The following is a 13523-nucleotide window of genomic DNA, read 5'->3' as shown; positions in this document are numbered from 1 at the left end:
ATCTAAACTAACAATGATTTTATGAATTTTCTATTAATTTCAAAGATATGAGTAGCCCGACCTGAGCCAAGTGGCTCAGGTTGAGGCTCTCACACCACCGTACGTACGGGTCTCGTATACGGCGATTCACTGGATTGTAGGTTGCGATTTGAGGTAATAGGAAAGCATTGACTCGTAACCTTTTCTTCTTAAGCGTGACAAAGTTATGGTAGTATTCAAAATTGGGCTCTGGGCTACTGCCCATCCCCCTTTTCTGGTTCTACTCCATGCATACGCATGGTCTTGGTCCACTCCCAATCCGATCAGGTTTTTACGTTTCCGTTCAGGCTTCTTCCAGTCGTGCCAGATACAGTAACGAAGTCGGTTTCGCAGCCATTCATCCATGGCTTTAAGCTTGGCTGTCATACTGGCGAGACGGTAATTGTTTACCCATCCCCGCCACACTTCTGCCAGCTTCCTCAACCTCTCCTCAAAACTGTACGGTCTGGTCTTCTTGGTGATCTGCTTGAGCTTGCGTTTAAGTGAACCCCAGCATTTTGTCCGCACCACCAACTGGTATTTTCCCTTGACCCCCTTCTGGTATGTCGGGACAAATGCATGTCCCAGCATCTCAAAATTGGACGGTCGTCGGATCCCGCTTTTCTCCCTGTTGATGGGCAGTCGGAGCTTGTCCCTTAAAAAGAGATACACTTCGTTGCCCACCTTTCTGGCTTCCCTCTTTGACTTGGCGTATATACTGAAGTCATCAGCATACCGGACGTATTTCAGGTTCCTCCTGTCCAGTTCCTTGTCCAGCACATCCAGTAGGATGTTGCTTAATAAGGGACTGATCGGGGAACCCTGTGAAACGCCCTTTCTACGTTTGTGCAATTTTCCCTCAATCTGGATAGGTGCACGCAGCCATTTCCGAATCAGCCGGAGAGTTGTCGGGCATTTTACCCGTTCGTAGATGAACTGGAGCAGAATGGAGTGGTCCACCTCGTCAAAGAACCCCCTGAGGTCGATATCCACGATGTCCTGATACCCATCATTGATGAATTTCAGGGCCCGTGTTACCGCCCTTTGGGTGTTCTTCTGCGGCCGGAAGCCATAGCTGTACTCCTCGAACGTGAGTTCGTACTTGGTCATCAGCACTTGGCTTACCGCCTGTTGGATCCATCTGTCCACTACTGTGGGAACCCCAAGCAATCTGGTCTTCCCGTTTTCCTTCGGTATTTCCACCCCCTCGATAGGTTTGGGTACGTACGTATGGTTCAGGATGGATGTGACAATCCTGTCCCTGTTGTTTTCCAAATAGGAATACAGTTCGGTGACCTCCATGCCGTCCACCCCTGCCGAACCTTTGTTCCGCACTACCTTTCGGTAGGCTTTGTAAAGGTTCTTACGGTTGAGTACTTTTTCTATCATAACTTAATCTGTTAAGCTCCCCCACTTCCCGGCCCTTCGCTAAAAATGTCCAAAGGGACATTTTATTTACGCTCAGTCCTGCTTAAGAAGAGGCTGCCCCAATATGGTGCTCCCCATCGAATTTGGACGTAATCCAGCGTTCAGTCCTTTGCTGCCCAGTGAGACCTCTGTAGATCTTACAGCTCGTTACCGGCAACTACTATGACCTCGGCTGACTTCTCTTGGGTGTTCCCGACACCCAGCCTGCCCCTCACCCTGGCTCCTCGCTGAAAACTTCCACTGGAAGTTTTCTTTGCGCTCGGCCCTCTCGGTAAGGTGAATATCCTTGTGTCTCCCCGCATACCCGGCCCAAAGCTCCCGCTTTGTCCTCTGCCATATCTACCATTTCGGTGCTTCCTTCCTTTGGGAAGGCTTGGACTTCGGCGTGATGTGGCACCTCATCCGACCTCATGGCCTCAGTATATGGTTTCTGTCCGTCAGTACAGACACCGCAGTCTGGCTTACTTCACTGCATGCCTCACGGCAAACCAGCTTGCCACTTGCTTGGCTTCGGGACGTTACCCCCGCGCTTAAGGGACTTTCACCCGTTGGAACGGTCAACTTTTTGACCTATATTCACCATTCGAGGCACACACAGCAGCTACAAGCAAGCAGGGGTTTCGTGCTTCTATGAAAGTGAAGTGCTAAATCCAAGTTCTATACTTTTAATGAAGTTTGGTGTTAAAAATCCCTGCCTGCGTGTAGCTGCGAACCGTTAGAGGGCGATTCTGCAATTCAAAATCACACCTAATTCATCATTTATTTGTAACTTACCTTCTGAAAAAAGTGAAAACTATGCTAATTCAAGCCATACAGTTACCTGACTTCAATGAAATGCTTTTGACTTTGAAGGGTCAATTCCCAAATTACTCGGTTTACACATCTTACTCCATACCTCAAAAAAGTATAATTGTGCGGAAATCCGCCACAGTTGGCGCACAAATAACCGTTCATGATAACGAAATTTTGGTTGACGCATGTTGCCCCAACCTTTTTGTATCAGCGCTAATAGGTTGTATAAGTACAATTTTACCGCCCTATCATAACTTCGAAATGAAGATTACGGATTTCTTGAAAAAGAAGTACAATTGAATACTTTTTTAAGGGATAATCCAGTTAAGATTTGCTTAACTCCAGCAATTTTCCGGATTTGTATATCTAAAAGCACCCCCAAATTGAGTTTTTGAACTTGATTTTGTCATAAGATTGTCCAGCTATTAATCTGACAAGGCTAAAATAAAAGGGTACGGTCTCGATATTCAAACTGCAGCCTAAATGATTGTTTAGCTAATGAAGTAAGCTTTCGATTTATTCGGCAGCGATCACGTGTGCTGTTTCCCTGTTGCCTGACCTGTCAAACCGTTGCCCCAGATAATTAAATATAGGCGATCGAAACGTTACAGAATAATTCTTGCTTAGCCTAAGATTGGATTAATAATCGTATAGGGGGTACTTCCGAAGTGGGGAGGGGTACTTCGGAAGTACCCCCCTCCACCTCGGAACTCGGCCGATCGAGTTCAAACTCACAACGTTCGAGCTCAGAACTCGGTCGTTGGAGTTCGGAGGCACCCCTTTCGGTCCAAAAAATCGGAGTTTTTGGTTAAAAGACGGAATTTTTCGGTTTGGAAATAAAATAATGCCATTTTAGCAGATAACTCTTCGCTTCATTTCCTCAGGGGGGTACTTCGGAAGTGGGGGTGGGTACTTCGGAACTCGATCTTTCGAGTTCCGAACTCGACGGTTTGAGCTCCGAAGTGGTAGTTGAAGGTTTTTTACGACAACGATACGCCGTTTTGGCAGAAAATCGAGTCTTTTTACCGGATTCAATAAGGTATTTTACGTCCAATTCGTTTTCTCTGTAAATAGAGCAAACTGAAATAGGTGGGTTGATTTATTAATGCAAAATTGATTCAACTAACTAAAAAAATCCCCAGACCGCCAACGCAGCCTGGGGAAAGTTGGGTGATTGAAAAATGCTCGACTACCGGATTACGGTTACCTCCAATCGACTGTAGTTGTGTTTTACGTCTTCCAGTTGCTTTTCAATAAGGGCGATCCGTGCGTCCCGCTGGGCAACGCTTTGAGTGATAAAGATGGAGACGGAACCAATGGCTACCCGATGGGTAAGGGTACCGTCTACAACTCCCCCAAGCTGCGCGGGAGTCCTTCGTATAGCAGGTGCCTTGGTGCCGTCGGCACGGACGTTTTGCAGGTCATAGGCTTTCGCACCCTCCCTATTTGTAAAGGTAGCCTCAAAAGAGCCTCCACTGACAATCCATTCGGGTCTGCCGAAGGATAGGATCTCTCTCACATGCACCTTCGGCTCCCAGTTTACAGAAAACATCTCCTTGTCGCCGACCTTCAGGATCGCATGGTTTTTGCCTACCTTGTATTTTTTCATACCTACCTTTAAGTAGATATCCACAGATACAGTATCCTGCCGGTTGGACTGGTCGGGATCTGCCTCTGCCGTACAGACATAGACGGCTTCCCGCAGGGAACTGGTAAAGCTATTTCCCTCATGCCCCCGATCGTCTTTTAGATAACCGTATTTTCCGGTGGACGACCATTGGTATTCCAACACCTGACCCTCCGCAATAGTGGACTTGATATAGGCAGTTAGCTTCTTTTCAGTACTTACCTCGATGGTACTTTCCCGGGGTTCCAAATTTATTTCAATCTCGCTGGCCTTGATTGGCCATACCTCCATGTTTTTGCTGTTGCGGATATCGTAGGTCTTTCGGGCATAATCCGACCCTTTGAGTACCAAATCGATGGCACCGATGATCTTTACCTTTCGGGCAGCAGAATTCTTCATACTTTCCAGACTGGGTTTTGCCATATTTGCCGGAAGGGCGTCGAAGATCGTTTCCGCGGCGATTTCGGCCAGGTCGGACAAAAATATAGACCCAAATTGGTTATATCCGATATTAAAAAAGTCCCTGCCCGCCTCCATATATTCGCCGTTGTCCATTTTCGCTTTTACCTCCGGCATCTTTTCCACATAGCCCGTGACGGCAGTAATCATCGCCTCCCATAAATCGGCCTCCCCTTTGGGACCGGGTTTGGCTTTTGAAACCAAGCCCTTTACGGAAATGACATCGGCAATCAACGGCACCACAAAATCCAGCGTCAAGGTGGTCATTTGCAACTTGACGATGCGGGAAATTTCCGTAGAATTTTTGCCTCCACCAGTTCCCGTCCCTACACCGAATATACGCAGGCTCCAATCCACCTGCTTTTCCTCCTCCAACAGCGGAATGGATATAGGTTCTGTGGTCACGCGAAAGGATTTCTCCGTTTCACCAATAAGATAGTCATAGATGGTGCTGCTGATGCCAGTCACTCCGTTCACCATGGAAATCAGTATTTCCTGATCGGCCTCCTTAGAAGAGGAACTCGGGTAGAGGTTGACCTTATGCTCAATGTCATTTTGGTCAACATAAGTCCTTTTATATAAATACCCATGTACCCTTCTCCGGGCGGTATTGGCGACCGTAAATTCGTTAAGTCCGGTTTGGAACACCTGAAGTCCACTGCGGATATCTCCGTTCATCAAGAGGTCGGATGCTTTCTCCAAATCTTCCTCCGTGGCCCTTCTGGCAGCAGGCAGTATCCGGCTTTCGGGCAGCAGGGGATTGATTAGCGCATTGATGTTGGTCCCGATTTCCTCCTTCCCCAGCATTTGGGGGTCGGCAGCAAACTGTTCCCGAACCATTGTAACGGCCTGCGCCCAGATAGGAAATTGCCTTACCTGTTTAAAAAATTCCTCAGCAACGAAATCATCCTCAAAGGGAACGGCAAAGGCGTGATAGAGCAAAAATTCGGTTGTTGTCTCAATAGACAGGTCCGATCTTCCTGGTCCTACCAATCCGGCAAGCAGTAGGTTGTCGTCCTTGTCAAAGAGGTAGGCAAAAGCAGGATTCTCCGCCAATGAGAAAACTTTCCCCGCTCCTGCTGTACTGATTTCGGATTCGAGCTCATTGGAATAAACGGTCATCCGAGTGATATCGGCATTGGATCCCTCTGGCAGCTTTACCTGTAGGGATTTGGTGATCAATCCGAGAAGCGGATCGGTTTGCGGGGTAATAGGTTGGGGGTCCTCTCCCTGGTCACAGGCATTGATAAAGAGTAGGAGAAGCACGGGAAGTAGACATTTTGTTTTCATGTAAAAAGAAGCTTGTTTTAGCTACATCGATATGCGGCTGCGATGTCATCATTCGGCGAAAGAGAAATGTTAATTTTCGGCAGGGCCTGTCAGGATTTATGGTGGGACTTTAATTTTAGATTAAGATGAAAAAATGCTGTCTGTCGTTTTAAATGTTTGCGAAAAGTTAAAAGCGGATTTTTTGAGATATGTTGCGATGCTTATAAAAATAGCCATTTCCTGTATGAAAGGATCAACGAAATCCATAATTTAGAATTCGATTCCTTAACATGCTGTAGGCAAAGGGAATATAGACGCAATTGGCGAAAGGGAGTCGAGTATAAACGAGTGTTATGTGCCTCATGCTGAAAAGACATTTGTAACCAAAATGACAATAATAAAAACAAAGACTACAAATGACAGATGAAGTAAAACTATTTATTTATGGTTCATGCCACTTATCCGAGCGACTTGACAGTGATGAAGTAGTTGGAAATGGCGGTTACGGAGTTGTCATATGTGTGAATGGGAAAAGAGTTGAAGAATTTTCAGGTGGATTTTCTAACACGACAAATGCTCGAATGGACATAGTTGGTATTACAGAAGGACTGAAAAGGATTAAGGTGCCAAGCAACATTACTGTTTACCTGACAAACGGTTATGTAATTGACAGTTTGACAAAAGGTTGGTTGGAGAAATGGAAAAAGAAGGGGTTCAAAAAGAAGAAACATGTTGACCTTTGGATTGAATTAGACAAAGTCCTTATGGCAAACACTCATTCAATTTCATTTCAGCATTCAAGAGATGTTAAATTTACTAAAGAATACCAACAAGCGGAACAATTAGGGAAAACCATGTCTGGCAAGAGAAATCTTCCAAGTGACATAAAAGCAACTAATAACACAGGTACTGATCTTTTTGCAACGACTGATGAAAATGCGCACCATAATATTTTGTTAGAAATTACTGACGATAAACCAATCCTTGACAGCATTTGTGTTGACGCGTCTACAATTAACAATCCTGGACCAACAGAATATAGGGGCGTTGACACCGAGACAAAGAAGGTAATATTTGAACTTAAATTGGACGAAGCGACAAACAATATTGGTGAATTTTTAGCGATTGTTCATGCGCTTGCATTGTATAAGAAGAATGGCAAAGAACTCAAAGTCATTTACAGCGACAGCCTAAATGCGATCTCGTGGGTCAAACAGAAAAAATGCAAAACAAAATATGAAAAGACTGACACTAATGAAAAAGTGTTTGACCTCATTCAGCGAGCGGTGACTTGGCTTCAAAATAATCATTATGACACTAAAATCTTAAAATGGAATACTGGTGCCTGGGGTCAAATTCCCGCGGACTACGGACGAAAGTAAATATAAGAATGACAGCAAACATAGATAGATATAGTAATTCTCGGAAAAACGATTGGAAAGCTCGTTCTGAATTTGTACAAACCAAATAATAGATGCCAAAAAAAAAAATTCAATATCTAGCTAAGGATGTAAAGGAAAAAATTTGGAAAATTTAATCGGTAAATTTAAGGAAGATGTAAAGTAATTAAAAGGGTGAACTGTTTCCTGTACTTTGCACTTTTTGTTAAAAAAAGGTGTCTTCAAAACGGAATTGCTTTACTTAACTGACGAAAAACATGGGGTTTATACCAATTTCTATAAATGAGTACATAAAAACACACTTGAAAAATAACCCAAGTGAAAGTGAAAAAGAGTTAAGGAAACGACTTAATTCCGCACTGTCAGATTATAATAAAGAAATTAAATGCTCCTGTGGAAATGATATTTGGGTAATTGGTTCTGCTGCTGCTGGAAATAGCTGTTTTACTTGTATTACAGGAGAGAGAATACCGACAGATGATTACGAAATTGAATCAGCAATTAAAAAACGGGAAAACAGAAAAGGCCATAGACATATTGACGAGATGGATCCAAGTGAGATTCATGGATTTTTTATGACGATGGATATGAAATAAATACCGAACTGATTAAAAAACTTTCTTATTTCTGACTTGTGTGTATAATGATGACCCAAACGAGGAAGTATTTTGCAATATGACAAGATTCGACCAACAAGGAGACCCGGAATTTAAATGTTTTGCATATAAGAGGATTAATTTTTAGTTGATAAGAATACCAAAAGCGAAGGTCTTATATCGAGGCTCTAACATTATTCCGAAAGCTTTTGAATTGACGGCTTTTTGAAAGGTATGTTAACTTAGGCAAGGCTTTTGAAGAAACGGAACTGCCTGAAAGCAATCTAATGGATCGAAAATAGATTACTGAAAAACTATTGCAAATGAGGTATTCTTGCCGTCCGACAATAGGCACCAAATCAGCGCTCCGTCACAACCACCCCCCCAGCCCCCTCCAAAAACAGGAGGGTGAGGTGTGCAAAATCCAACATGAATCCAGCCCATACTAACGACCGGTTTAAGTTGAATTTATCACTGGTCCGCGATCCAAAAAATCAAATCGAAGCCTACCGCCAGGCGAGCTGAACCAAGTGATTATGAAAATCTATTTGAAAAGCTTGATACAATGCTAGTCCAAGCATAAACAAAAGAAAACATGTCTCCGTAGTACCTTGGGGGATTATAGGATGCTAAAAAGCCTCAAATTAGAGGCTGGAAATACCACCGGAAATATGACTTTTGACACGGCAATGCTGATTTTTTTATGATTTGGGGCAAGATTGAATTTAAACTTTAACTCAAAAAATAAACTTCTTATATTTGTAGACCAAAAAGTAAGCAATACTAATATGAAAAAATAATTTCTTTCAGACAATTAAAGACAGTGAACTGCCTAGCGGTTTTACCAATTCACTAATCCTTAAAGAAAGAAGTTATGCTTATTTTACAAAACATCTCCTATACCCACCCCAATAAAAATCCGCTGTTTGACTCGATCAATTTAACGCTAAACCACAACGAAAAAATAGCGCTGATTGGCAACAATGGCTCAGGAAAATCAACTTTACTGAAACTTATTTCAAAGGAATTAAAGCCTTTAGCCGGTCAGATAGTTGGAAATTCTGACGCTTATTTTGTTCCACAAATCTTCGGGCAATTCAATCATCTGACGATTGGACAAGCGTTGAAAGTTGATAATAAACTAAATGCTTTGCGGGACATCCTTAACGGCAACATGAGCGAGGAAAATTATACAACTCTTGAAGATGATTGGACGATCGAGGCTCGATGCAAAGAGGCGTTGAAGTATTGGCAATTAACCAATTTGAATTTATCTCAAAAAATAGAAACACTAAGTGGTGGACAAAAGACCAAAGTGTTTCTCGCTGGCATTTCCATTCAGCAACCGGAATTGATTCTGTTGGACGAGCCAAGTAATCATCTGGACGTTGACGGCAGGAGGCTGCTATACCAGTTTATCCAAGCTACAAAAAGCACATTGATCGTAGTAAGCCACGATAGAAAATTATTGAATCTTCTGGACAAGGTAGCTGAGTTAAGTAAACGTGGGATAACTGTTTATGGGGGCAATTATAATTTTTACGCCGAACAAAAACAGATAGAAAGCAATGCTTTAAATGAGGATTTGCAGAGTAAGGAAAAGGCATTGCGAAAAGCTAAGGAAAAAGAACGGGAAACCTTGGAGCGTCAACAAAAGCTAGACAGCCGTGGAAAAGGCAAGCAGGAAAAATCCGGAGTAGCACGGATTATGATGAATACGTTGCGAAACAACGCAGAAAAAAGCACTTCTCGAATGAAAGGCGTTCATGCGGATAAAATTGGCGGCATTAAGGAAGAATTAAATGAGCTGCGTTCTGCTTTGCCGGAGATAAACAAAATGAAATTTGGATTTGACCACTCAACTTTGCACAAGGGGAAAATTCTTATCAAGGCAGAGGAAATAAATTTCAGTTTTAACGATCACGCGCTTTGGAAACACAATTTGACTTTTGGAATCACAAGTGGGGAACGCCTTGCGTTAAAAGGCGTGAACGGTTCGGGCAAGACCACGCTGTTACAACTAATTTTAGGAAAATTGGAACCGCAAACGGGAAGTATTTATCGGGCGGATAAAAAGGCGGTTTACATCGACCAAGATTATTCTTTGATTGACGAACAGCTCAAAGTATATGAACAAGTTCAAGAATTCAACGTTTCGGCATTACTGGAACATGAACTAAAAACGAGACTTAATCGGTTTTTATTTACTAAGGACGACTGGGATAAAACCTGTAGTGCATTGAGTGGCGGAGAAAAAATGCGTTTAATTCTGTGTTGCTTAACTATCAGTAATCAATCCCCAGACATGATAATTTTAGACGAACCTACCAATAATTTGGACATTCAAAACATAGAAATTCTAACTGCCTCCATAACCGAATACCAAGGAACTTTGATTGTTGTATCGCATGATGAGACATTTTTAGAAAATATAAATATTGAGCACACAATTCAACTCTAGATCACCGATTCAGTATTGTTCGAAGGCTACCAAACCAACATCATGGAAATACTAAAAACCATTTTAAAGCGATTTCTCAAAGAAAACGTTATTGAGAGCAAACAAAAATTATCAGACTCAGCATATAGACTCTGTATCAAAAGTGAAGCCATCAAGAGTGTGGATTTTGTGCCGGGATATTTTTTACGGGTGGGTGTCGGTATTACGGATGAAGGGCTTTCTATGAAAGATTTTGTAAGAAGTTACTCTGTTTGGAACATAGACCAAACCAACGGAACCATTGACTTGGCAATAGCAACACAGGGCAACGGACCTGGAGCCAATTGGGCCAAACAGCGGAAAACAGGCGACACGGTATATTTCAGGTGGAAAAAGGGCAAATTTCTCATTGAAAACAGCGCGGACAGTTATTTGCTGATTGGCGACTTATCTGCCTTAGCCCATCTGTATATGATTAGGAGAAACCTGACCAAAGAAAAGCAAGTTGAAAGTATTTTATACAGTCAACATAAAAACGAATTATACGCTGACATAGATGGAAGCAGACCTTTTGATTTTTATGAAATGCCTCAAAATCCCACGGGGGAAATTATCAGTAAAATCAAAGAAATCGTTCCGACAATGACCGGGAGAAAAATGGTCTATATCGGAGGAGACAGCAGAGTGTGCGTGGCGTTGAACAACTATTTCAGAAAAGAATTACATTGGGAAGCCAACCAAATTAAGACAAAACCATTTTGGAACCCGGACAAAAAGGGACTTGAATAATAGCACAATCGGTGATTCAATAACCTGAACAAAGGGAATCAGGTTTACGCCGCCCTAGTAACACGAGAGAAATCACAACGCAAAGCATTGTATGGATCAAATTCATAAAAAAATTCTAATGAATGAATAATATTTCTCAATAAAGAAAAAATTTTGTACTTTGAGACTCCTATCCTAACCGACTTATCCAGCACTTCAGCTACTCCTTTATATTTGCCCCTACCCTAATAGGTTCGGGCGGTTATTTTGTTGGTGCTGGACAAAATCGCTTACTTTTACTAAGACCTAAACATTATGGATTTGATCAAGCAGTTCGCCGAAATACGGATAGGCGATATTGCCCGGGTGGGTGGCAAAAATGCCTCCCTGGGCGAAATGTATAACCAACTAAACCCCAAAGGTATCGGTGTTCCCGATGGATTTGCCCTTACGGCGGATGCCTATCGCCTCTTTTGCGAACAAAACGGGATAGGAAAGCAGTTGACCGATTTATTACTGTCCCTAGATACAGACCATTATGCCAACCTTACCACTATCGGCGAGACAGCGCGAGGCCTGATTATGTCGGGTGAGTTCCCTGCTGAAATTGTCGCAGCAGTCAACAAAGCCTATCAGGCCCTCTCTTCATCATGTGGCATACAGCACCTGGATGTAGCGGTCCGCAGCAGTGCGACCGCCGAGGACCTCCCGACAGCCAGTTTTGCCGGAAGGATGGAATCCTTTCTGAATATCAGTGGCGAAAAGCAACTACTGGATGCGATTCACCGGTGTTACGCCTCCTTATACACGGACAGGGCGATCAAATACCGCCACGATATGGGATTTACGGGAATGGATGTTGCCATATCTGTGGGGGTACAGCAAATGGTGCGCAGCGATAAAGCCTCCTCGGGTGTGGCCTTTACCATTGACCCGGACAGTGGGTTTGAAAAAGGCATAATAATTAACAGTTGCTGGGGCCTGGGTGAAAACATCGTGCAGGGCAGGGTGACACCCGATGAATGGCTGGTGTTTAAACCCACCCTTTTTGATGATTCATTAAATCCTATTATTAAAAGCCACCTCGGAAGAAAGGAATATACCATGCTCTATGTGGAAGATGCCGCAGGTGCCTCCGCAGAAAAGACCATCGCCAACATAGACACATCCCCAGAAAGACAAAACCAATTTTCACTCAGCAAAAAGGAAGTAATCCAATTGGCGAAATGGTGTCTTCAAATAGAGCAACACTACGGAAAGGCAATGGATATCGAATGGGCAAAAGACGGCCTAAACCAGCAATTATATATTGTGCAGGCAAGGCCGGAGACGGTTCACGGAAAAGCGAAGAAACAGATACGGGAAATCTTTTCCCTTAAGGAAAAAGGGGAACTCCTTACTTCGGGAATAGCCTTGGGCGATAAAATAGCCTCCGGCAAGGCACGGATATTACTCACCCCCCAAGAAGGGGGTCAACTGCAAAAAGGGGAAATACTGGTAACCGACATCACCAATCCGGACTGGGATCCGGTATTGAAAAAGGCCGCTGCCATCATTACAAACAAAGGTGGCAGAACCAGCCATGCGGCCATTGTAGCCCGGGAATTGGGGACTGTAGCCGTGGTAGGATGTGGTAACGCCACGGAAGCCATTGAAGACGGGCAGGAAATTACGGTCTCCTGTGCGGAAGGAAAGGACGGGCATGTGTATAAGGGGCTTTTGGAATGGGTAACCCAAGAACAGGATTACAGCCAACTGCCCATGCCGGAAACCCATCCGATGTTTATTCTTGCCGACCCGGACCGGGCCTTTGAGTTGAGCCACTATCCAAACAGCGGCGTGGGCCTGTTGCGCTTGGAATTTGCGATCAGCAATAGCATCCGCATTCACCCATTAGCATTGATAGAACCCGAAAAAATCACCGACGGGCAGACAAAGTCCGAAATTGAAGAACTGACCAAGGACTATTCAGCGGGTAAGACTTATTTTGTGGAAAAACTCGTGGAGGCAGTCTCCACCGTAGCCGCGGCCTTTTATCCCAAAGATGTCATTGTACGCATGAGTGACTTTAAAAGCAACGAATACGCCAACCTGATCGGGGGGAAATATTTTGAACCGCATGAGGAAAACCCGATGATAGGGCTGCGGGGTGCCTCACGTTATTACAGCGACTTTTACCGAAAGGGGTTTGCGCTGGAATGTGAAGCCATGAAAAAAGTACGGGATGAAATGGGCATGACGAATGTGAAATTGATGATCCCCTTTTGCCGTACAGTAGAGGAAGGCGAAAAAGTGCTTGCCGAAATGGCTGCGAACGGGTTGAAGCAAAAAGAAAACGGCCTGGAAATATACGTGATGATTGAGATCCCTAGCAATGTTCTATTGGCAGATGAATTTGCGAAGCTGTTTGATGGGTTTTCCATAGGATCGAACGACTTGACCCAGCTGACGCTGGGACTGGACAGGGATTCCGCCTTGGTAAGCTACCTGTTCAATGAAGAAAATCCCGCCGTAAAGGGACTGATAAAAGAAACCATTCATGCCGCCAAACGGAATGGCATCAAAGTCGGACTGTGCGGGCAGGCTCCCAGTGACCTTCCTGCCTTTGCGAAATTCCTGGTTGATGAAGGAATCGACAGTATTTCCTATAATCCGGATGCGTTGATACGGGGAATTGAAAATATGGTAGCGGCGGAAAATTCAGTTAGTAACAAAACTAATTAAAC

General features: G+C 43.7%; 8 protein-coding genes. 5 read left to right on the top strand and 3 right to left on the bottom strand.

Going from position 1 to position 13523, the window contains the following annotated elements:
* Nucleotides 1–126: 126 nt before the first annotated feature.
* The 3 genes from ltrA to FQ608_RS25595 all read right to left on the bottom strand — a co-directional run bounded on the left by ltrA (nucleotide 127) and on the right by FQ608_RS25595 (nucleotide 5614).
* Nucleotides 127–1407, bottom strand: a complete 1281-nt coding sequence (gene ltrA / locus FQ608_RS25605) for a group II intron reverse transcriptase/maturase (protein WP_158861343.1) — start codon at nucleotides 1405–1407, stop codon at nucleotides 127–129.
* 250 nt (nucleotides 1408–1657) lie between these two features.
* Nucleotides 1658–1858 (bottom strand): hypothetical protein, encoded by a 201-nt coding sequence (locus FQ608_RS25600; RefSeq protein ID WP_158861341.1) that lies wholly within the window; start codon nucleotides 1856–1858, stop codon nucleotides 1658–1660.
* A 1569-nt stretch (nucleotides 1859–3427) separates the two neighbouring features.
* Nucleotides 3428–5614, bottom strand: coding sequence for a hypothetical protein (locus tag FQ608_RS25595; RefSeq protein ID WP_158861340.1), 2187 nt, complete (start codon nucleotides 5612–5614; stop codon nucleotides 3428–3430).
* A gap of 395 nt (nucleotides 5615–6009) precedes the next feature.
* Between FQ608_RS25595 and FQ608_RS25590 the strand changes: the two genes are divergently transcribed.
* The 5 genes from FQ608_RS25590 (at nucleotide 6010) to ppsA (ending at nucleotide 13521) form a co-directional block, all read left to right on the top strand.
* Entirely contained in the window at nucleotides 6010–6975 is a 966-nt protein-coding gene (locus tag FQ608_RS25590; RefSeq protein WP_158861339.1) for an RNase H family protein, read from the top strand.
* Nucleotides 6976–7250: 275 nt separating this feature from the next.
* A complete protein-coding gene (locus tag FQ608_RS25585) occupies nucleotides 7251–7589 on the top strand; it encodes a hypothetical protein (RefSeq protein ID WP_199856478.1) in 339 nt (112 codons plus the stop codon).
* 874 nt (nucleotides 7590–8463) lie between these two features.
* Nucleotides 8464–10050, top strand: a complete 1587-nt coding sequence (abc-f, locus tag FQ608_RS25580; RefSeq protein WP_158861338.1) for a ribosomal protection-like ABC-F family protein — start codon at nucleotides 8464–8466, stop codon at nucleotides 10048–10050.
* Nucleotides 10051–10092: 42 nt separating this feature from the next.
* Nucleotides 10093–10818, top strand: a complete 726-nt coding sequence (locus FQ608_RS25575; RefSeq protein WP_158861337.1) for an SIP domain-containing protein — start codon at nucleotides 10093–10095, stop codon at nucleotides 10816–10818.
* 294 nt (nucleotides 10819–11112) lie between these two features.
* Entirely contained in the window at nucleotides 11113–13521 is a 2409-nt protein-coding gene (gene ppsA, locus FQ608_RS25570; protein WP_158861336.1) for a phosphoenolpyruvate synthase, read from the top strand.
* Nucleotides 13522–13523 lie beyond the last annotated feature (2 nt).

The organism is Lunatibacter salilacus, from assembly GCF_009797935.1.
GTDB classification, from domain to species: Bacteria; Bacteroidota; Bacteroidia; order Cytophagales; family Cyclobacteriaceae; genus Lunatibacter; species Lunatibacter salilacus.
Note: the sequence above shows the minus strand (reverse complement) of the source record. Positions and strands in the feature narration are given on the sequence as shown.

Excerpts from the sequence above, each read along its gene's own strand:
- ltrA (WP_158861343.1), bottom strand. The coding sequence starts at position 1,407 with ATGATAGAAAAAGTACTCAACCGTAAGAACCTTTACAAAGCCTACCGA.
- FQ608_RS25585 (WP_199856478.1), top strand. The coding sequence starts at position 7,251 with ATGGGGTTTATACCAATTTCTATAAATGAGTACATAAAAACACACTTG.
- abc-f (WP_158861338.1), top strand. The coding sequence starts at position 8,464 with ATGCTTATTTTACAAAACATCTCCTATACCCACCCCAATAAAAATCCG.
- ppsA (WP_158861336.1), top strand. The coding sequence starts at position 11,113 with ATGGATTTGATCAAGCAGTTCGCCGAAATACGGATAGGCGATATTGCC.
- FQ608_RS25595 (WP_158861340.1), bottom strand. The coding sequence starts at position 5,614 with ATGAAAACAAAATGTCTACTTCCCGTGCTTCTCCTACTCTTTATCAAT.
- FQ608_RS25600 (WP_158861341.1), bottom strand. The coding sequence starts at position 1,858 with ATGAGGTCGGATGAGGTGCCACATCACGCCGAAGTCCAAGCCTTCCCA.
- FQ608_RS25575 (WP_158861337.1), top strand. The coding sequence starts at position 10,093 with ATGGAAATACTAAAAACCATTTTAAAGCGATTTCTCAAAGAAAACGTT.
- FQ608_RS25590 (WP_158861339.1), top strand. The coding sequence starts at position 6,010 with ATGACAGATGAAGTAAAACTATTTATTTATGGTTCATGCCACTTATCC.